Origin of the sequence: Pseudomonas sp. FP2338, assembly GCF_030687515.1 — a bacterium.
Taxonomy (GTDB): domain Bacteria; phylum Pseudomonadota; class Gammaproteobacteria; order Pseudomonadales; family Pseudomonadaceae; genus Aquipseudomonas; species Aquipseudomonas salomonii.
On record NZ_CP117436.1, the window covers coordinates 1990961 to 2010958 of the forward strand.

20 protein-coding genes are annotated in these 19998 nt (G+C 60.6%); 7 read left to right on the forward strand and 13 right to left on the reverse strand.

Annotated elements, in window-relative coordinates:
* Positions 1-60: 60 nt before the first annotated feature.
* The 3 genes from PSH96_RS09150 to PSH96_RS09160 all read left to right on the forward strand — a co-directional run bounded on the left by PSH96_RS09150 (position 61) and on the right by PSH96_RS09160 (position 1902).
* Positions 61-1182, forward strand: coding sequence for a cytochrome P450 (locus PSH96_RS09150; protein WP_305458715.1), 1122 nt, complete (start codon positions 61-63; stop codon positions 1180-1182).
* A 115-nt stretch (positions 1183-1297) separates the two neighbouring features.
* On the forward strand, positions 1298-1486 hold the full coding sequence (locus tag PSH96_RS09155; protein WP_305458716.1) for a type II toxin-antitoxin system HicA family toxin: 189 nt from the start codon (positions 1298-1300) through the stop codon (positions 1484-1486).
* A gap of 11 nt (positions 1487-1497) precedes the next feature.
* Positions 1498-1902 carry a type II toxin-antitoxin system HicB family antitoxin gene (locus PSH96_RS09160; RefSeq protein ID WP_305458717.1) on the forward strand — a complete coding sequence of 135 codons (405 nt, stop codon included), beginning with the start codon at positions 1498-1500 and terminating at the stop codon, positions 1900-1902.
* On the opposite strand, the gene PSH96_RS09165 is transcribed toward PSH96_RS09160, so the two are convergent.
* Positions 1899-3095, reverse strand: coding sequence for an MFS transporter (locus tag PSH96_RS09165; RefSeq protein WP_305458718.1), 1197 nt, complete (start codon positions 3093-3095; stop codon positions 1899-1901). The two genes, PSH96_RS09160 and PSH96_RS09165, sit on opposite strands and share 4 nt — an antisense overlap.
* Before the next feature lie 178 nt (positions 3096-3273).
* Between PSH96_RS09165 and PSH96_RS09170 the strand changes: the two genes are divergently transcribed.
* On the forward strand, positions 3274-3888 hold the full coding sequence (locus tag PSH96_RS09170) for a DUF5666 domain-containing protein (protein ID WP_138816051.1): 615 nt from the start codon (positions 3274-3276) through the stop codon (positions 3886-3888).
* 146 nt (positions 3889-4034) lie between these two features.
* On the opposite strand, the gene PSH96_RS09175 is transcribed toward PSH96_RS09170, so the two are convergent.
* From PSH96_RS09175 to gcl, 8 genes are all read right to left on the reverse strand, one after another.
* Entirely contained in the window at positions 4035-5039 is a 1005-nt protein-coding gene (locus PSH96_RS09175; RefSeq protein WP_236371744.1) for a sulfate ABC transporter substrate-binding protein, read from the reverse strand.
* Between the two features lie 95 nt (positions 5040-5134).
* On the reverse strand, positions 5135-5959 hold the full coding sequence (locus PSH96_RS09180) for an ion transporter (protein ID WP_305458719.1): 825 nt from the start codon (positions 5957-5959) through the stop codon (positions 5135-5137).
* Between the two features lie 31 nt (positions 5960-5990).
* Complete coding sequence (locus tag PSH96_RS09185; protein WP_305458720.1) at positions 5991-6863, reverse strand: urea transporter; 873 nt, start codon at positions 6861-6863, stop codon at positions 5991-5993.
* A gap of 129 nt (positions 6864-6992) precedes the next feature.
* Positions 6993-8408, reverse strand: a complete 1416-nt coding sequence (gene pyk / locus PSH96_RS09190; RefSeq protein ID WP_305458721.1) for a pyruvate kinase — start codon at positions 8406-8408, stop codon at positions 6993-6995.
* Positions 8398-9678 carry a glycerate kinase gene (locus PSH96_RS09195; protein WP_305458722.1) on the reverse strand — a complete coding sequence of 427 codons (1281 nt, stop codon included), beginning with the start codon at positions 9676-9678 and terminating at the stop codon, positions 8398-8400. The genes pyk and PSH96_RS09195 overlap by 11 nt, the downstream gene beginning before the upstream one ends.
* A gap of 168 nt (positions 9679-9846) precedes the next feature.
* Positions 9847-10737: a 2-hydroxy-3-oxopropionate reductase gene (locus PSH96_RS09200; protein ID WP_056857631.1), complete on the reverse strand. Its 891-nt coding sequence runs from the start codon at positions 10735-10737 to the stop codon at positions 9847-9849.
* Between the two features lie 171 nt (positions 10738-10908).
* Complete coding sequence (hyi, locus tag PSH96_RS09205) at positions 10909-11691, reverse strand: hydroxypyruvate isomerase (RefSeq protein ID WP_056857114.1); 783 nt, start codon at positions 11689-11691, stop codon at positions 10909-10911.
* Between the two features lie 10 nt (positions 11692-11701).
* Entirely contained in the window at positions 11702-13477 is a 1776-nt protein-coding gene (gene gcl, locus PSH96_RS09210) for a glyoxylate carboligase (RefSeq protein WP_017136240.1), read from the reverse strand.
* A gap of 256 nt (positions 13478-13733) precedes the next feature.
* On the opposite strand from gcl, the gene PSH96_RS09215 reads away from it, so the two are divergent.
* Positions 13734-14174 (forward strand): heme-binding protein, encoded by a 441-nt coding sequence (locus PSH96_RS09215; RefSeq protein ID WP_056857113.1) that lies wholly within the window; start codon positions 13734-13736, stop codon positions 14172-14174.
* 124 nt (positions 14175-14298) lie between these two features.
* On the opposite strand, the gene PSH96_RS09220 is transcribed toward PSH96_RS09215, so the two are convergent.
* Positions 14299-14757: a transposase gene (locus PSH96_RS09220; RefSeq protein ID WP_305458723.1), complete on the reverse strand. Its 459-nt coding sequence runs from the start codon at positions 14755-14757 to the stop codon at positions 14299-14301.
* Between the two features lie 180 nt (positions 14758-14937).
* Here PSH96_RS09220 and PSH96_RS09225 point away from each other — a divergent pair.
* Positions 14938-16073, forward strand: a protein-coding gene (locus PSH96_RS09225) for an IS3 family transposase (RefSeq protein WP_370694308.1) whose coding sequence is annotated in 2 segments (ribosomal slippage) — positions 14938-15187 and positions 15187-16073 — 1137 coding nt in all. Because the reading frame shifts where the segments join, the coding sequence is not laid out codon by codon here.
* 135 nt (positions 16074-16208) lie between these two features.
* Here PSH96_RS09225 and PSH96_RS09230 read toward each other — a convergent pair.
* Complete coding sequence (locus PSH96_RS09230) at positions 16209-16814, reverse strand: TetR/AcrR family transcriptional regulator (protein WP_056857111.1); 606 nt, start codon at positions 16812-16814, stop codon at positions 16209-16211.
* A 133-nt stretch (positions 16815-16947) separates the two neighbouring features.
* Between PSH96_RS09230 and PSH96_RS09235 the strand changes: the two genes are divergently transcribed.
* Positions 16948-17853, forward strand: a complete 906-nt coding sequence (locus PSH96_RS09235; RefSeq protein ID WP_305458724.1) for a DUF808 domain-containing protein — start codon at positions 16948-16950, stop codon at positions 17851-17853.
* A gap of 60 nt (positions 17854-17913) precedes the next feature.
* On the opposite strand, the gene PSH96_RS09240 is transcribed toward PSH96_RS09235, so the two are convergent.
* Positions 17914-18702 carry a VacJ family lipoprotein gene (locus PSH96_RS09240; RefSeq protein ID WP_056857109.1) on the reverse strand — a complete coding sequence of 263 codons (789 nt, stop codon included), beginning with the start codon at positions 18700-18702 and terminating at the stop codon, positions 17914-17916.
* Positions 18695-19993 (reverse strand): serine/threonine protein kinase, encoded by a 1299-nt coding sequence (locus PSH96_RS09245; RefSeq protein ID WP_056857108.1) that lies wholly within the window; start codon positions 19991-19993, stop codon positions 18695-18697. Before PSH96_RS09245 ends, PSH96_RS09240 begins: the two co-directional genes overlap by 8 nt.
* Between the last annotated feature and the right edge of the window lie 5 nt (positions 19994-19998).

Sequence of the window (19998 nt, forward strand, 5' to 3'; positions counted from 1 at the left end):
CGAATCATTGCCGCGTGGGAGAGTTGATAGTAACGCCTCTTCAAGCACAGGACGTCCCGGATGACACCGCTGCAAGCCGCTACCCATGTTGATCCCTATCCGTATTACGCAAGCCTGCGGCGCCATGAAGAGCTGATGTTCGATGTCGAGCTGGGCCTGTGGGTCGCCAGCCGCGCCAAGACGGTAGAGGCGGTGCTGACACACCCGGATTGTCGCGTACGCCCGTTGCATGAGCCGGTGCCCAAGGCGATTGCACAGGGCGCGGCAGGACAGGTTTTTGCGCGGTGGATGCGCATGAACGAAGGCCCGGCGCATCGATGCCCGCGGGCGGCGATTGAACCCGCGTTGGCGGCGGTGGAGGCGTCGACCATCGCTGAACGGGTCGCTTGGTTGATCGACAGCGTGCAGAGCCTGGATGCGCTGATGTTTACCTTGCCCGTCTCGGTAGTCGCGTCGCTGCTGGGATGCACGGCGCCACAGCTGGCGTGTGTCGCCGGGCTAACGCGGGAGTTTGTCGCCGGCCTTTCACCGCTGAGCACTGAAGCGCAGTTGTGCAATGCGCAGACCGGCGCGTCGCAGTTGCAGCAGATGTTTTGTGCGGTGTTGGAAGAAACAGCGCTGCTGGCCCATATCCGCAGTGGCAACTGGGAGAATGCGCAGGTATTGACGGCCAATCTGATCGGCCTGTTGTCGCAGACCTGCGAAGCCAGCGCCGGGTTGATCGGCAACTCACTGGTGATGCTCGCGCGCCAACCTGAGCGGGTGGCGCAGATTGTGCGCACACCAGCCCTCGCCACGGCGCTGGTGGAGGAGGTGGCTCGTTACGATTCACCGGTGCAAAACACACGGCGATTCGTGGCGGCGCGCTGCACCATCGGCAACCGGGTGTTGGCGGCGGGAGAGAGTGTTTTAGTTCTGCTGGCGTCGGCCAATCGGGACGCTGAGGTCAACCCCAATCCTGATAGCTTCCTGTTGGAGCGCACGCAACGGCGCCTGTTCAGCTTTGGTATCGGGCGCCATCAGTGCCCAGGCCAACAGATGGCGTTGACGATCGCCGCGCAAGCGGTGCTGGGTTTGTTGCGTCATCAGCCTGCCTTGCTGGCGGACGCTGGCCGGTTCAGCTACTGGCCGTCGCTTAACGGCCGTATCCCCAGGTTCAGCGCTGCGGCGCTAAGCCAGTAACCCTTCTGCATTTCAATATTCAGTAAAACACCCGGCAGTCCGACTAACAAAAACGGCGCTTGAGTAAAGATAACTCTAGGGTTACTTTTATTCGGGCCAAGCCAAGGAGGCTGGGGTGCAAAGCAGGTTATTGATCAAGGAGCTGCAAGAGGCGGGTTGGGTGCTGGATCGGGTCACGGGCAGTCATCATGTTTTTACCCACCGCTATAACCCGTACACGATCCCGGTGCCTCATCCCAAAAAGGACCTGCCTATGGGCACGGTCCGCAGCATCAGAAAGCGCGCCGGGCTGTTTCAGTTTTAGGGAGAGCATGCATGCAATACCCAATGTGTATCGAATGGGGCGATGACTTCACCGCCACCGGTCTTCAGATCCCCGATATTCCAGGCGCGGTCACCGCCGGGGACAGTTTCGAAGAGGCGTATAACGCAGCGGTAGAAATCGCCCACATCCTGCTGCAAGAGATCGCGGCCGAAGGCGGGGTGATTCCGATGCCGACGTCAGTGGCCAACCACCATGCCCACGAAGATTACGCAGGCATGGGCTGGGGGATGCTGGAGTTGGATATCTCGCCCTATCTGGGCAAGACCGAAAAGGTCAATGTGACCTTGCCCGGTTATGTCATTCAGCGCATCGACCGCTATGTGCGCGAGCACAAGGTCAAAAGCCGCTCGTCGTTTCTGGCGGATGCGGCGTTGGAGAAGTTGGTGCGTTCTTAAGCGGTAGCCACCTCGGCCTGGCGCGAAGCGCTCAGGAACCGCAACAACGCCACCAGCGGGAACGCACTGCCCACCAGCATCACGCCCAGCCAGCCGCCGTGTTCATACACGCTGCTGGCAATCGCCGAGCCGAAAGCGCCGCCGATGAAGATGCTGGTCATGTACAGCGCGTTCAGGCGGCTGCGACTGTTGGCGTCGAGGGCGTAGACGGCGCGTTGGCCGAGCACCATGTTCATCTGCACACAGAAGTCCAGGACCACGCCGGTCACCGCCAGGCCGATCACGCTGTACAACGGGTGCACCAACGCTGGCAGAAAACTCAACGCGGCAAACACCATGGCCAGCAGTGAGGCGCGGTGCGTGTGCCCGGCATCCGCCAGGCGCCCGGCGATAGGTGCGGCGATGGCACCCAGGGCGCCGACCAGGGCAAACAGGGCGATTTCGCTTTGGCTCAGGCCATGGTTACGCGCCAGCTCCAACGGGGCAGCGGTCCAGAACAGGCTGAAAGCGGCGAACATGCAGCCCTGGTAGAAAGCCCGCTGACGCAGCACCGGTTGCTTGCGCAGCAAGGTGCCCAGCGACCCCAGCAGTTGGCCATAGCTGGCGCTGTGGTCGGGCTGGCGCTTGGGGATAGTCAGCATCAGCACGGCACTGATAAACACCATCACCGCGGCCGCCGCCATGAACATTGCACGCCAGCCAAAGTGGTCCGCCACCAGGCTGGACACCGGCCGCGCCAGCAGGATGCCCAGCAACAGGCCGCCCATGATGCTGCCGACCACGCGGCCCCGGGACTCGGCGGGCGCCAGGTGCGCGGCCAGCGGGATAAGAATCTGCACCGACACGGAACTGAATCCGATCAGCAACGACACAAGCAGGAACACATTCGGCTGCTCGGCAAACGCTGCACCCAGTAGGCTGGCGATGGCCACCAGGTTGGTGATGATCATCAGCTTGCGGTTTTCCAGCAGGTCGCCCAGGGGCACCAGAAAGAACAGGCCCAGGGCATAGCCGATTTGCGTGAGTGAGACGATCAGGCTCGCCAGTGCCGGGGTCAGGCCGATGTCCGGCGCGATCAGCTCGATGATCGGTTGGGCGTAGTAGATGTTGGCAACAATGGCGCCGCAACAGAACGCAAACAGCATCACCATGCCTCGGGTCATGGTGCTTGAAGCGTGTGAGGTAGCCGTCATGGTTTTCTCGTTAAAGCGAAGGAAGGTGGCGTGCGAGAATAAAGACAACGCCAGCGCCGGTGTAGAGCGCGCGCATTGATATCACTCATGCCGCAAATTAATGACTGAATCGTTAACTTTTGGGTCGAACGCCAATGATACATTCAGACATAACTGTCGAAACAGGAAATCCATTGCGATGAAAATCACGCTGAACAAGATGCTCCTGGCCTCCACCCTGGCTGCGGCCATGGCCATTGGGCTGGCCAACGCCGCCGAGGCCCCACGGGTTGGCGTACGCGGCGCCATTACTGCGATGGACGGCGACGCGATGCACGTCAAGGTCAACAGTGGCGAAGAGGTGGTGGTGCATCTCACGCCGGCCACCCAGGTACGCGCCGTCACCCTGGCCAAGATCGATGAGATCAAACCCGGCAGCTACATCGGCTCGGCCGCCATGCCGAACGCCGATGGCACCCTGACTGCGCTGGAAGTCCACGTATTCCCACCGGCCATGGCCGGCACAGGAGACGGGCACCGCGCGTTCGATTTGAAAGAAGGCAGCAGCATGACCAACGGCACGGTGGGCGACCTGGTGGTCAGCAACGGGCGCACCCTGACCGTGAAGTACAAAGGCGGCGAGCAGAAGATTGTGGTGCCGGAGGATGTGCCGATCGTGAACCTGGAGCCGGGGGATCGCAGCTTGCTCAAGGCGGGCGTGAAGGTGGTGTTGTTTGCGGCGCAGGGCGCGGATGGGACCATTACGGCCCAGGCGATCTCGGCCGGCAAGGATGGGGTTACACCGCCGATGTAACCGCCAAACACAGATTCAAAATGTGGGAGCTGGCTTGTGTGGGAGCTGGCTTGCCTGCGATGCAATCACCTCGGTGTAACTGACACACCGAGGTGATTGCATCGCAGGCAAGCCAGCTCCCACATTTTTTTACCGCGTGCCTTCAGTTATTGACCCGAATAGATCTGGTCAAAAACCCCACCATCATTGAAGTGGGTCTTCTGCACGGTGCGCCAGTCACCAAAGGTCTTCTCCACCGACAGGAAGTCGACTTTCGGGAAACGGTCGGTGTACTTGGCGAGCACTTTCGGATCACGTGGGCGCAGGTAGTTGTTGGCGGCAATTTCCTGGCCTTCCGGCGACCACAGGTATTTCAGGTAGTCCTCGGCTGCGACGCGGGTGCCTTTCTTGTCGACCACTTTGTCGACCACCGACACCGGCGGTTCAGCTTCGGCGGAAACGCTTGGGTAGATCACTTCGAACTGATCACGGCCGAATTCACGGGCGATCATTTCCGCTTCGTTCTCAAAGGTCACCAGCACATCGCCGATCTGGTTGGTCATGAACGTGGTGGTGGCGGCACGGCCGCCGGTGTCCAGCACTGGCGCGTGTTTGAACAACTCGCCGACGAACTTCTTGGCCTTGTCTTCATCACCGCCGTTTTTCAGCACATAACCCCAGGCCGACAGGTAGGTGTAGCGGCCGTTACCCGAGGTTTTCGGGTTGGGCACGATCACTTGCACGCCATCTTTGAGCAGGTCGGGCCAGTCCTTCAGGGCTTTGGGGTTGCCCTTGCGCACGATAAACACGGTGGCGGAGGTGAACGGCGCGCTGTTGTTCGGCAGGCGCGTGACCCAGTTGTCCGGCACCAGTTTGCCGTTATCCGCCAGGGCATTGATGTCGGTGGCCATGTTCATGGTGATCACATCAGCCGGCAGGCCGTCGATCACCGAGCGCGCTTGTTTGCTGGAACCGCCGAAAGACATCTGCAGGGTCAGTTTGTCGTTCGGATGCTCGGTTTCCCAGTGCTTCTGGAAGGCGGCGTTGTAATCCTTGTAGAAGTCGCGCATCACGTCGTAGGAGACATTAAGCAGTGTGACCGGTGCGGCTTGCACGGCACCGGCCAGGGCCAGGCCCGCGGCCAGAAGAGAGGCGCTGAGGATTTTTTTCACTGCTCATTCCTTGTTGTTCGAGAGAAGAGTGGGGCAATTTGCCAGCAACTATAGCCGGGCCTGCATAGGCGTTTAAAGATTAAAACGTACTGTGCTTATTCCACTTTATGAAACAGGTTACTGCCACAGCGCGAGCAAAACGCCGCGTTGGGCTCGTGGCTGTTTTTCTTGCACACCGGGCAATCGTGTTCCAGTTGTTCACCGCGCATGGCGCTGGCCAGTTCAGCGGTAAAAATCCCGGTGGGCACGGCGATGATCGAGTAACCGGTGATCATCACCAGCGACGAAATCACCTGGCCCAGCGGCGTCTTCGGCACGATATCGCCAAAGCCTACGGTGGTGAGGGTCACGATCGCCCAGTAGATGCCCTTGGGAATGCTGGTGAACCCGTGCTCCGGGCCTTCAATCACATACATCAGGGTGCCGAAAACCGTGACCAGGGTGCACACGCTGACCAGGAACACCACGATCTTCTGTTTGCTGCCGCGCAGCGCCGCCATCAAGTAGTTGGCTTGCTTGAGGTACGGGCTGAGCTTGAGCACGCGGAAAATCCGCAGCATCCGAATGATGCGGATAATCAGCAGGTATTGGGCGTCGCTGTAATACAGCGCGAGGATGCCGGGCACGATGGCCAGCAAGTCCACCAAGCCATAAAAGCTGAAGGCATAGCGCAACGGTTTGGGCGAGCAGTACAGCCGCAAGCCGTACTCGATCGCGAAGATCAGCGTGAAGCCCCATTCGATGTAGGCCAGCACATTGGCGTAGTTCTGGTGGATTTTGTCGATGCTGTCGAGCATCACAATGACAATGCTGGAGAGAATGATCAGTAGCAGAATGCCGTCAAAGCGCCGCCCGGCTGCGGTGTCGCTTTGGAATACCATCACATAGAGGCGCTGACGCCAGTCGCTGTTGCTGTCCATAAAACCTGCCTGAATCGAATATCGAGCAAGCCTAGGGGGATTCGAACGGGCTGTCCACGCGGGCTTTGAACATCCGCTGCGTGGCGCGCACCAGCCAGCAGGCGAGGATAAACGGCGCAGTCAGCGCAGGCAGGTGCAGGGCGGCAAAACCGGGCGTGAGCACGAGCGCCAGCAGGATGCCCAGCAGTGGCAGCCACGGCTGGCGGCGTGATTGGCTCAAGGCCAATGCCGCCAGGGCCGGGTTGTAGCTGTGCAAGCCGAGCAAGGCGCTGGCGGGCTCGTCCATCAGTAAAGCCATCAGCACGCCGGCCACGGCGCCGATCAGCGCCCACAGCGCGGCGCGACGGTGGGCCAGCAACAGACCGAGCGCAATCAAGGCGCCGGCCAGGGGCTGGTCCAGCAGCATGACTTGCGCAAGGCCGGTAAAGGGCGCACTGACTACAGACAGAATGTCGGGCTCGACCAGCGCGAACGCAGGCTGAGGCACGCTGCCGATCAGCAGCCAGGCCAGGCCGACAAAGGGCGCGGTGTACGCAGACAAGTCATCCGGGTGACGGGCATGTTTCAACCATAGCCGCGTGAGCATCGCACTCAGGCCGCCGCACGCCAGAATCAACGGCGGCAGCAACGCCGACCAGGCGAAGTGCTGGCTGATCAACACACCCAGCAGCACGCCGTTGTAGCTGTACAAGCCAGCCTGGCGTTCGGCCTTGGGGTAGCCCCGGCGTTGAGCCGTGAGCAAGCCGGCGAGGCCACCCAGCAACGCCCCGCCGAGCAAGGCCGGGGCGCCGATCAGGATGGCCAACAGGCACAGCAAGCCACACAGCGGCTGGCGTTGCAGGAATATCTGGCTGAAGCCGTTGAGCAGGGCTTCGGCCCAGTCGGGGCAGGTTGGGTTGTGCATGAATTGAGTTTCTGCAGGTGAACACCAACCCTGTGGCGAGGGAGCTTGCTCCCGCTGGGCTGCGAAGCGGCCCCAAAAGATGGGCCGGCTACGCCGTCCAACGTGAGCAAGCTCTCTCGCCACAGGGGGTTAGATCAGAGTCTCGATACGCAACGAGTTCGTCGACCCCGGCTGTCCAAACGGCACCCCCGCCGTAATCACCAGGGTGTCTCCGCGCTGTGCCATGCCTTGCGCCTGGGCAATTTCCAGCGCCGTGGAACACACCTCATCGACCTGGCGCAGCCGGTCATTGACCACCGAGTGCACGCCCCAGGCCACACTCAAACGCCGCGCCGTAGACAGGTTCGGCGTGAGGTTGAGGATCGGCGCCACTGGCCGTTCCCGCGCCGCGCGCAGGCTGGAGCTGCCGGACTCGCTGTAGTTCACCAGCACCGCCACCGGCAAAATGCTGCTGATGCGCCGGATCGCGCAACTGATCGCATCCGACACCGTGGCATCCGCCTTGGGCCGGCTCACGTCCAGTTGCGTCTGGTAATCCGGGCCGTTTTCCACTTGGCGGATGATCTTGCTCATCATCTGCACGGCTTCCAGCGGGTACTCGCCCGAGGCGGTTTCGGCCGAGAGCATCACCGCGTCCGCGCCTTCAGCCACGGCGTTGGCCACGTCGGTCACTTCGGCGCGGGTCGGTGCCGGCGAGAAGCGCATGGATTCGAGCATCTGCGTGGCCACTACCACCGGTTTACCCAACTGGCGGCAGGTGCTGATGATGTCTTTCTGGATCTGCGGCACGCTTTCGGCGGGCACTTCCACGCCCAGGTCGCCTCTGGCCACCATGATCGCGTCGCTCAGTTCGGCAATTTCCCGCAAGCGCATTACAGCTGAGGGTTTTTCGATCTTGGCCATCAGGAAGGCCTTGTCGCCGATCAGTTCGCGGGCTTCGCGGATATCTTCCGGGCGCTGCACAAACGACAGCGCCACCCAGTCCACGCCCAGCTCCAGGCCGAAGCTCAGGTCGCGGCGGTCCTTGGCGGTCAACGGGCTGAGCTCCAACAGCGCTTGTGGCACATTCACGCCTTTACGGTCGGACAACTCGCCACCATTGAGCACGGTGGTGTCGAGGGCGTCGACGTGTTTGGTGATCACGCGCAGGCGCAGTTTGCCGTCGTCCAGCAGCAAGTCCATGCCTGGCTCAAGCGCTGCGATAATTTCCGGGTGAGGCAGGTTGACCCGGCGTTGATCGCCCGGCGTCGGGTCCAGGTCCAGGCGCAAGGCCTGGCCGCGCACCAGTTGTACTTTGCCCTCGGCAAAACGCCCGACCCGCAGTTTCGGCCCTTGCAGGTCCATGAGGATGCCCAGCGGATAATTGAGCTGGCGCTCCACCTGGCGAATCCATTGGTAACGCTGGGCGTGATCGGCATGCTCGCCGTGGCTGAAGTTAAGCCGGAAGATATTCACCCCGGCTTCCACCAGCTCGCGGATGTCATCGATGCCGTCGGTGGCCGGGCCGAGGGTGGCGAGGATTTTGACTTTCTTGTCAGGCGTCATGTTTGGCAGTCTCAAGAATCAGGATGGCGCGCAAGTCATTGACATTGGTGCGGGTCGGCTCGGTGACGATCAAACCGTCGAGCGCGGCGAAGTAGCCATAGCCATTGTTGTTGTCCAGCTCGTCGCTGGCGCTAAGGCCCAGGGCTTCGGCGCGGCGGTAGCTGCACGGGGTCATGATTGCGCCGGCGTTGTCTTCGGAGCCGTCGATGCCGTCGGTGTCACCGGCCAGCGCGTAGACGCCGGGCAAACCCTTGAGGCTGTCGGTCAGGCTCAGCAGGAATTCGGCATTGCGCCCGCCACGGCCATTGCCGCGCACGGTGACGGTGGTTTCACCGCCCGAGAGAATCACGCACGGCGCCGCCAATGGCTGGCCGTGCTGCACGATTTGCCGGGCGATACCGGCGTGTACCTTGGCTACGTCCCGCGCTTCGCCTTCCAGATCGCCAAGGATCAACGGGCTGAACCCGGCCTGGCGGACTTTTACCGCCACCGCTTCCAGCGACTGTTGCGGGCGGGCGATCAATTGGAAGTGGCTGCGCGCGAGCACCGGGTCGCCGGGTTTTACGGTTTCCGAGGCGGGGTTCTGCAACCAGTTGCGCACCGACGCCGGCGCCTCAATGCCGTAGCGCTTGAGAATCGCCAGGGCTTGCTGCGAGGTGCTCGGGTCGCCGACGGTGGGGCCAGAGGCGATGACGGTGGCCTGGTCGCCCGGCACATCGGAGATGGCGTAGGTGTACACCGTCGCCGGCCATGCGGCCTTGGCCAACCGGCCGCCCTTGATGGCCGAGAGGTGCTTGCGCACGCAATTCATCTCGCCAATGGTCGCGCCGGATTTGAGCAGGGCTTTATTGAGGGTTTGTTTGTCGGCCAGGGTAATGCCTTCGGCGGGCAGGGCCAGCAAGGCTGAGCCGCCGCCGGAGAGCAGGAAGATTACGCGATCGTCTTCGGTGAGGTTGCTGATCAGTTCCAGCACGCGCTTGGCGACGGCAAGCCCGGCCGCATCGGGCACCGGGTGCGCGGCTTCGACCACTTCGATTTTTTTGCACGGCGCGCCGTGGCCGTAACGGGTGACCACCAGGCCCGAGACTTCGCCCTGCCAGCAGTTTTCGACCACCAGCGCCATGGCGGCAGCGGCTTTGCCGGCGCCGATCACGATCACACGGCCGCTGCGGTCGGCGGGCAGATAAGGTTCAAGGACTTGCCGGGGGTGGGCGGCGTCGATGGCTGTGGCAAACAGCTCGCGAAGCAGGTGTTGCGGATCGACCGACATAAGCGGGCTCCCGGGGATTTTTTGTTATTAGCGTTAAGACTTGAAACGGGATCAAAATGTGGGAGCTGGCTTGCCTGCGATAGCGGTGTACCAGGCAATGAATGTCTAACTGAAAGACCGCTATCGCAGGCAAGCCAGCTCCCACATTGGCCTGCATTTCAAATTGAATTACTTATCGCGAATCGAAAAATTCGCCATGTGTTCCAGGCCCTTGATCAGCGCCGAGTGGTCCCAGTTACCGCCACCAATCGCCGTGCACGTGCTGAACACCTGCTGCGTACCGGCCGTGTTCGGCAGGTTGATCCCCAGCTCCTTGGCCCCGGCCAGTGCCAGGTTGAGGTCTTTCTGGTGCAGGTTGATGCGGAAGCCCGGATCAAAGGTGCCCTTGATCATGCGCTCGCCATGCACTTCCAGGATCTTCGACGAAGCAAACCCACCCATCAGCGCTTCACGCACCTTGGCCGGGTCGGCGCCGTTTTTGGAAGCGAACAGCAGCGCTTCGGCCACCGCCTGGATGTTCAGCGCGACGATGATCTGATTCGCCACCTTGGCGGTCTGGCCATCGCCGTTGCCGCCGACCAGGGTGATGTTCTTGCCCATGGCCTGGAACAACGGCAGGGCACGTTCGAACGTCTGCGGCTCGCCGCCGATCATGATGCTCAGGGTGCCGGCCTTGGCGCCGACCTCACCGCCGGACACCGGCGCGTCGAGGTATTGCGCGCCGGTCTGGTTGATCTTGGCGGCGAACGCCTTGGTGGCGGTGGGCGAGATCGAACTCATGTCGATCACCACTTTGTTCGGCGACAGGCCGGCGGCAACGCCATCCGCGCGGAACAGCACGTCATCCACCTGTGGGGTGTCGGGCACCATCACAATGATGAACTCGGCTTCCTGGGCGACTTGCTGCGGGTTGGCCAGGGCCACGGCACCCGCCGCGATCAGGGCTTCGGGCGCCTTGCCGTGATGCTCGGACAGGAACAGTTGGTGACCGGCCTTTTGCAGGTTGGCGGCCATGGGTTGGCCCATGATGCCGGTGCCGATAAATCCGATTTTAGCCATGATCAACATCCTCTTTTTATTCTATGTGCAGGGCGGACACGGTCCGCCAAACACTGAAGATCCACTGTGGGAGCGGGCTTGCCTGCGATGGCATCACCCGGTTTTGCCTGATACACCCCGATGTCTGCATCGCAGGCAAGCCAGCTCCCACCTTCTTTTGTGTTGTGTCAGTTAGATGGCGTTATGGGTTTTGAGCCAACCCAGTCCCGCTTCGGTGGTGGTCAGCGGCTTGTACTCGCAGCCGACCCAACCGGCGTAACCAATCCGATCCAGATGCTCGAACAGGAAGCGATAGTTGATCTCCCCGGTCCCCGGCTCGTTACGCCCTGGGTTGTCAGCCAGCTGGATGTGGTTGATCTCACCCAGGTGCGCCGCCATGGTCCGGGCCAGGTCGCCTTCCATGATTTGCATGTGGTAGATGTCGTATTGCAGGAACAGGTTGGCGCTGCCCACCTGCTCGCGAATCGACAGGGCCTGCGCCGTGTTGTTCAGGTAGAAACCCGGGATGTCGCGGGTGTTGATCATCTCCATCACCAACTTGATGCCTGCCGCTTGCAGCTTGTCGGCGGCGTACTTGAGGTTGGCGACAAAGGTTTTTTCCACGGTTTCATCATCCACGCCGGCAGGGCGAATCCCGGCCAGGCAGTTGATCTGGGTATTGCCCAGCACCTGGGCGTAGGCGATGGCCAGCTTGACCCCGGCGCGGAACTCCTCGACCCGGTCCGGGTGGCACGCCAGGCCGCGCTCACCCTTGGCCCAGTCACCGGCCGGCAGGTTGAACAGCACTTGGGTCAGGCCGTTGGCATCCAGCTGCGCCTTGATCTCGGCGGAGCTGAACTCGTACGGGAACAGGTATTCCACACCCTGGAAGCCGGCATCGGCGGCCGCTTTGAAACGAGCGAGAAAGTCCTGCTCGGTAAACAGCATGGACAGGTTGGCGGCAAAACGCGGCATAGGGTTCTCCTTAATCGAGCAGGGAAATGGCAGTCGGCGCATCGTTGCCGACCAGGGCCAGATCTTCGAATTCGTTGACGGCGTTGATCTCGGTGCCCATGGAAATATTGGTCACGCGCTCCAGAATAATCTCAACAATCACCGGAACCTTGAATTCTTCGATCATTTCCTGCGCCTTGCGCAACGCCGGCTGGATCTGGCCCGGCTCGAATACGCGCAAGGCCTTGCAACCCAGGCCTTCGGCGACAGCCACGTGGTCGACGCCATACCCGTTGAGTTCCGGCGCGTTGAGGTTGTCGAAGGACAGCTGCACGCAGTAGTCCATCTCAAACCCGCGCTGGGCCTGGCGAATCAGGCCCAGGTAGGAGTTGTTCACCACCACATGGATATACGGCAGCTTGAACTGCGCACCCACCGCCAGCTCTTCGATCATGAACTGGAAGTCATAGTCGCCCGACAGCGCCACTACTTTGCGGCTCGGGTCGGCCTTGACCACCCCGAGTGCCGCCGGAATGGTCCAGCCCAAGGGGCCGGCCTGGCCGCAGTTGATCCAGTGACGTGGCTTGTACACGTGCAGAAATTGCGCGCCGGCAATCTGCGACAGGCCGATGGTGCTGACGTAGCAGGTGTCTTTGCCGAACACCTGGTTCATCTCTTCGTACACGCGTTGCGGCTTGACCGGCACGTTGTCGAAGTGGGTCTTGCGGTGCAGGGTGGCCTTGCGCTGCTGGCAGTCATGCAGCCAGGCGCTGCGGTCCTTGAGCTTGCCGGCGGCTTTCCACTCGCGGGCCACTTCAATGAACATCGTCAGCGCGGAACCAGCGTCGGAAACGATGCCCAGATCCGGTGTGAACACGCGGCCAATCTGCGTCGGTTCGATGTCGACGTGGATGAACTTGCGGCCTTCGGTGTACACCTCCACCGAACCGGTGTGGCGGTTGGCCCAACGGTTACCGATGCCCAGCACCACGTCCGACTTGAGCATCGTCGCGTTGCCATAACGGTGAGAGGTTTGCAGGCCGACCATGCCGACCATCAGCGGGTGATCGTCCGGGATCGTGCCCCAGCCCATCAGGGTCGGGATCACCGGGATGCCGGTGAGTTCAGCAAACTCCACCAGCAACTCGCTGGCATCGGCATTGATCACGCCGCCACCGCTGACCAGCAAGGGGCGTTCGGCCGCATCCAACAGGGCCAGGGCTTTTTCCACCTGGATGCGCGTAGCCAGTGGCTTGGCCAGCGGCAGTGGCTGGTAGGCGTCGATATCGAATTCGATCTCGGCCATCTGCACGTCGAACGGCAGGTCGATCAGCACCGGGCCAGGGCGGCCGGAGCGCATTTCATAGAAGGCTTTCTGGAACGCGTAGGGCACTTGGCCGGGCTCCAGCACGGTGGTCGCCCACTTGGTCACCGGCTTGACGATGCTGGTGATGTCGACGGCCTGGAAGTCTTCCTTGTGCATGCGGGCACGCGGCGCCTGGCCGGTGATGCACAGAATCGGGATCGAGTCGGCCGAGGCGCTGTACAGGCCGGTGACCATGTCGGTGCCCGCCGGGCCGGAGGTGCCGATGCACACGCCGATATTGCCGGCCTTGGTGCGGGTGTAGCCCTCGGCCATGTGCGAGGCGCCTTCAACGTGGCGAGCAAGGACGTGATCGATGCCACCGACCTTCTGCAAGGCCGAATACAGCGGGTTGATCGCGGCGCCCGGGATACCGAAGGCGGTGTCCACGCCTTCACGGCGCATGACCAGGACGGCGGCTTCGATTGCTCTCATTTTGCTCATGGTTTTGGTGCCTCTTGCGTTTTGTAATTGTATACAAGTGGTGTCTGTACAAAGTGTATTCACGGCGAGCTGCGCAGGTCAATGCATTTTGCAAAGTGGCCCTGGCGTTCGTCGGAAGCACTTTTTTCGACGTATGGAGCCTTTGTGCGAAAATATTGTATACAAAATTAAATATCATTGTGTTCTATTTGTTTGATCGAGCATCTGATCAAACAGACCTCCACCGCATTCCCAATAAAAAAAGAAGGACGGCACCATGAGCGCTTTAACCTTGAAACTCGCCACCCAACTCGCCAGCCAGGCCCTCACCGCAGGCCGCACGATTTCGGCTGCGCCGCTGACCATTGCGGTGCTCGACAGCGGCGGCCACTTGATCACCCTGCAACGCGAAGACGGCGCCAGCCTGTTGCGCCCACAAATCGCCATCGGCAAGGCCTGGGGCGCGATTGCGCTGGGCAAGGGCTCACGCTTGTTGGCGCTGGACGCCCAACAGCGCCCGGCGTTTATTGCCGCGTTGAACAGCCTGGGGCAGGGCAGCGTGGTGCCCGCGCCGGGTGGGGTGTTGATTCGCAATCATGACGGGCTGGTGCTGGGGGCGATCGGGATCAGCGGCGATACCTCGGATATCGATGAGCAGTGTGCGATTACGGCGATTGAGGGGGTGGGGTTGTTGGCGGATGCGGGGGTTTCGGCTTGATCGCCTTAGACTACTAGGGCCTCATCGCAGGCAAGCCAGCTCCCACACTGACCGAGTTCCACCTGTGAAATACAGTCAAGTGTGGGAGCTGGCTTGCCTGCGATGCAGACGACTCGGTATTGAGTCAAAGCCAAATGGCATCCCACAGCGGATAGTCGCCAAACTTCTTCACCAGCCCGGCTCTCAAGGGGTTGGCCACAATGTAGCGAGCTATACCTTCCAGGCTTTCCTCTCGGCGCACGGCATGATCGTGAAAGCCAGGTTGCCAGAGGCGACCTTGACGACCGGCTACAGCATTCACGACGCGGGTGCTTTTGGATTTCACGCGACGCATCAGGTCGGCAAGAGAGCCTTTTTCCAGTGAGATAAGCCAGTGGAAGTGATCAGGCATGACCACCCAGGCCAGGGATGTGGCGAGGCCCAGGTTTTGGGCAATTCTAAATTGTTGGACAACCAGTCGTCCCAGCCTGAAATTCTGGAATATTGGCTCGCGATCAAGTGTGTTGGTGGTGAGCAGGTAGATACGGTTGGGTTCATCATAGCGACCGACGCGCAGTCGCTTTGAAGCGGGGAGTTCAGGCATTCCATGGCCTCTCTTCAGGTGGGGTTCTGAGAGGCTAGATGTGGGTGGAGAAGTTTGATCGGCAGGCTTTTGGCAGGATGTGTCTGGAAGGGCGCTATCGCGGGCAAGCTGAACTGGCCTAATGATTTTGGACACTTCAATCGGGCGCTATGATGGCGCCCAAATCTGAGGTGTTTGGATATGCGCAAATCTTATTCGAGTGAGTTCAAGCTCAAAGCTGCCAGCATGGTGCTGGATGAAGGGCTGCAGGTTCCCGAGGTGTGCGCCAGTTTGGATATTGGCCCTACAGCCTTGCGCCGCTGGGTGGATCAGGTGCGTAAAGAGCGATTAGGCTCGACGCCGGTAGGCGCCAAGGCGATTACTGCCGATCAACGAGAGATTCAGAGGCTCAAAGCGTTGCTTCGGGAGAAAGACCTGGACATCGAAATCCTAAAAAAGGCCAGTGCTCTCCTGCTTTTGGACGCCAAAGATCATTCACGCTGATCGATGAGCTGGACGAGCAGTACGGCGTCAACAGGTGTTGCCGGGCGTTCGGCGTCAACAGAAGTAGCTTTTACGCTTGGCGTCAGCGCCAAGGCAGAGCAAATCCTGAGCGGGAGAAGCTCAAGGCCGCGCTGGTCAGGCATCACAAGGCATCGCGGGCTTCTGCGGGAGCGAGAACTTTGGCGAAGGAGCTGCAAGAGAAAGGGCATCGCATCGGGCGGTACTTGGCTCGCAGTTTGATGCGCGAAGCGGGGATCGCCAGCCGTCAGCGCCGACGTCACAAGTACAAATCGCCCGGCGTGGAAGCGTTAGTGGCCCCGCATGTGCTCAAGCGCAAGTTTGATGTGACGGCGGTTAACCAGGTGTGGTGTGGAGACGTGACGTACATCAAAGTCGGGAAGCGGTGGCTGTATTTCGCCGCAGTTCTGGATTTGTTTGCTCGTCGGGTCGTGGGTTGGTCGTTTTCTATGATTTCCGATGCCACGCTGACCTGCGAGGCTTTGCGGATGGCAGTTGAGCTTAGAGGCCGCCCTAAAGACGTGCTGTTTCACTCAGACCAAGGTTGTCAGTACACGAGCCATAAGTTCAGGAATGAGCTGCTGGAACATGAGCTACGGCAAAGCATGAGTCGTAAAGGCGAATGCTGGGATAACGCTCCGATGGAGCGCTTCTTCGGAAGTTTGAAATCAGAATGGGTGCCTGAGACGGGCTATGAATCAGAGCATGAGGCCCGGGCAGATGTGCAGCGCTATGTCTCTCGCTACAACATCTCCAGGCCTCACAGTTACAACGATTACCGGTCGCCGGTCGTCAGGGAGAGACTGGCGGCGTGAACCTTAAATGGTGTCCAAGATTACTTGACCAGTTCAAGCCCGCTCCCACAGGGAGTTAGAGGTGTTCATACAATTTGTGTACGACCCGGAAAAGTGTGGGAGCTGGCTTGCCTGCGATAGCCTCACCTCGGTCCATCAGCCCAACTCACACCCCTTCAACACCAACCGAATAATCGTCTGCGCCGCCGCCTCATAATCTGCCTCGTCCAGCTTGGCCTTGCCGGTGACCGCCGATATCTGCCAGTCAAAATCAGCATACGTTTGCGTCGCCGCCCAGATGCTGAACATCAGGTGATTGGGGTCAATGTTGGCGATCAGGCCGCGATCTACCCAGCTCTGGATGCAGTTGATGTTGTGCTTGGCCTGGGCGTTGAGCTGTTCGATCTGCTCGGGGCTCAGGTGCGGGGCGCCGTGCATGATTTCGCTGGCAAACACCTTGGAGGCAAAGGGCAGGTCGCGGGAGATGCGGATTTTCGAGCGGATGTAATTGCTCAGCACCACCGCCGGCTCGCCCTCGGGGTTGAATGGTGTGGAGGCGGCCAGAATCGGCTCGATAATGCTCTCGAGCACCTCGCGGTAGAGGTTGTCCTTGGACCTGAAGTAGTAATAGACGTTGGGCTTGGGCAGCCCGGCCTTGGCGGCGATGTCGCTGGTTTTGGTCGCGGCGAAGCCCTTGTCGGCAAACTCCTCGCTTGCCGCCCGCAGGATCTTTTCTTTGTTGCGCTCGCGAATGGTGCTCATAAACCAGGAGTTTCCTTGCCAGATCGGCGGTTGTGCATGGTAGCACCGGCTATCCGCGAGCCTCAAGAATGCGCCCGTAAAGCTTTGCGCCGCGCTATGCTCGGCCTTTCTCATTCTTATGGAAGCCCGATTCATGGCAGGAAGCAGCTTGTTGGTATTGATCGACGATATCGCCGCCGTACTCGATGACGTTGCGCTGATGACCAAAATGGCCGCCAAGAAGACCGCCGGCGTGCTGGGCGATGACTTGGCACTCAACGCCCAGCAGGTTTCCGGCGTGCGCGCCGAGCGGGAAATCCCTGTGGTGTGGGCGGTGGCCAAGGGGTCGTTTGTCAACAAACTGATCCTGGTGCCGGCGGCATTGCTGATCAGCGCCTTTGCGCCGTGGGCGGTCACGCCGCTGTTGATGCTCGGCGGCGCCTATTTGTGTTTTGAAGGCTTTGAGAAGCTTGCGCATACCTTTTTGCATAAACGCACCGAAGAGCAGGCCCACCTGGTTGAAGCCGTGGCTGATCCGGCGACTGACCTGGTGGCATTTGAGAAGGACAAGATCAAAGGTGCAATTCGCACCGATTTCATCCTCTCGGCCGAGATCATCGCCATCACCCTGGGCACCGTCGCGGATGCGCCTTTGATGCAGCAGGTGGTGGTGCTGTCGGGCATTGCCATCGTCATGACCATCGGCGTGTACGGGCTGGTGGCCGGTATCGTCAAGCTCGATGACCTGGGCCTGTGGCTGACGCAAAAGCCCGGCCAGGCGGCGCGCAGTATCGGTGGGGCGATCTTGCGCGCCGCGCCTTACATGATGAAAAGCCTGTCGGTGATCGGCACAGCGGCAATGTTTATGGTCGGCGGCGGCATTCTCACTCACGGCGTGCCAGCGGTGCATCACTGGATCGAGCGTGTCAGTCAGAACATTGGCGGGCTGGCGTGGTTGATGCCGACGTTGCTCAATGCGATGGCCGGGATTATTGCGGGGGCTGTTGTCTTGGCGGTGGTGAGCGTGGTCGGCAAGGCGTGGAAAACCCTCAAGGCTTGAAGAAATTACACGCAATAAAAAAGGCCATTCATTCGAATGGCCTTTTTTGTGTCGCCCGGTTTATTCGGCAATCTGCAACTTGCGCGATTCGGTATAGATGTAGCGCACCTTCTCATACTCAAACGGCGAGTTCATCTGGCCGTAGCGGAAGCTGGTCTGGTAGCGCTTGTCGACGGCGCGCAGGGCCCAGATCTCCGGGTGGTTTTCGCTGACTTTGGAGACGTTGAGGAAGTTGATCTCGGTCTCGGCGCCGTAGTCGACGATCAGGCCGGTAGTGTCACGCAGGTTCGAGGGGCCGAAGATCGGCAGCACCAGGTAGGCGCCGCCCGGCACGCCGTAGAAACCCAGGGTCTGGCCGAAGTCTTCGCTCTGGCGCGGCAGGCCCATGGCGGTGGCCGGGTCCCACAGGCCGGCGATGCCGATGGTGGTGTTGAGCAGCAGGCGCCCGGTGGTTTCCAGGGAGCGGTGGCCCTTGAGTTGCAGCAGGCTGTTCAACAGGTTGGGCACATCGCCCAAGTTGTTGAAGAAGTTGCTCACGCCGGTGCGCAGGAAGCTTGGGGTGACGTAGGTGTAGCCATTGACCACGGGCAGGAACACCCATTGGTCGAAGCGGTAGTTGAAGTGGTAGACGCGACGGTTCCACGACTCCAGTGGGTCATAGACGTTAAGTGCCGTCAGCGATGAACGCTCGAACTCACGTTGGTCCAGGCCTGGGTTGAACTTGAGTTTGGTCAACGGCTCCTTGAAGCCATCGGAGTCAACCTTGACCGGCTCGTGGGCCTTGCTGTTGTCGGCATTGGCGACGCCTGCGCACATCAGCGCGGCGAGCAGCAAAAGATATTTAGCCACGGAAGAACTCCAGCATGGCGTCGGCGTTGACGCGGTAATTAAGGTTGCCGCAATGGCCGCCCAGCGGGTAGACGGTCAAGCGATCGCCGAAGGTTTTACGCAGGAAACCGAGGTCGCCAGGGCCGAGGATCACGTCGTCGGCGTTGTGCATGACCGCGATTTTCGGGCTGTCGTGCAGGTAGTCCTTGAGTGCGTACAGGCTGACCTGGTCAACCAGTTGCAGCAGGCTGCCGCCGTCGGAGCGGGCGCGCCACATCGGGATCACTTGTTCGGTGAGGTAGCAGTCGAAGTCGCATTGCAGTGCACGCTTGAGGAACGGCGTGAGGCTGGTGCCTTCGGTGATCGGGTATTTCGGCGGGATGATCAGGCCACGGCGGTTGATCAGGTCCGAAGTAAAGGCAATGTCGGCCGCCGAGAAGCGGAACGAGGTGCCGATCAGCATGGCCATCTGTTCGTTGGTCAGGTGCTGCTTGGAGTTCTGGAAGTCGTAGAGCAGGGCGTCATTGAGGTCGATGTAGCCCTTTTGCTGGAAGTAGCGCGTTAGTTTGGCCAGCACCAGCTCATAGAAGGTAGTGGTGTTGTTGATGCCCTTGACCTCGGTTTGCACTAGTTTGTCGAGGTTGGTGATCGAGGTGTAGAGGTTGACCGGCGGGTTGAGCAGCAGCACTTTCTTGAAGTTGAAGCTGCGACGGGTCTCGTCGAGCTTGCTGACAAACGCTGCATCCAGGGCGCCGAGGCTGTAGCCGGTGAGGTAGTAGTCGGTCACCGGCAGCGAGGCGTTCTGCGCGCGCACCGCTTGCATCACGCGGTACATGTCTTCGGCGTCTTCCTGGGTGATACCCGGCGTGGCGAAGCGCGAGGCGGCGCTGATGAAGTCGAAGCTGGTGGGCGATGACAGCTGCACCACGTGGTAGCCGGCCTGGTAATAGAGCTTTTTCAGGTATTCGTTGATGCTGCTGTCAAACCGGGCGCCCGTGCCTGCGATCAGGAAGATCAGCGGCGCGGCACGGTCCTGTTTGGCGATGCGGTAGGTGAGTTTCTTCACTGCCCAGAAGTTGTCCGGCAGGCTGAACTCACGCTCTGGGCGCATATTGAGGGTGTAATCGGACTGGTTGATCTCGTCGTTGCTGGGCAATTTGGGCCGCAGGTCCGGCGGGGTGGTGGCAATGGTCGCCTCGAACGGGTTCGTCAAAGGGAAGCCATAAGTGGCCTGGTCGACATCGACGGCCAGTGCTGACGCACTCAAAAATAGGCTGCCCAGCAAGGCAGCGCAGCGCAAGGAACGGAGCATGACTT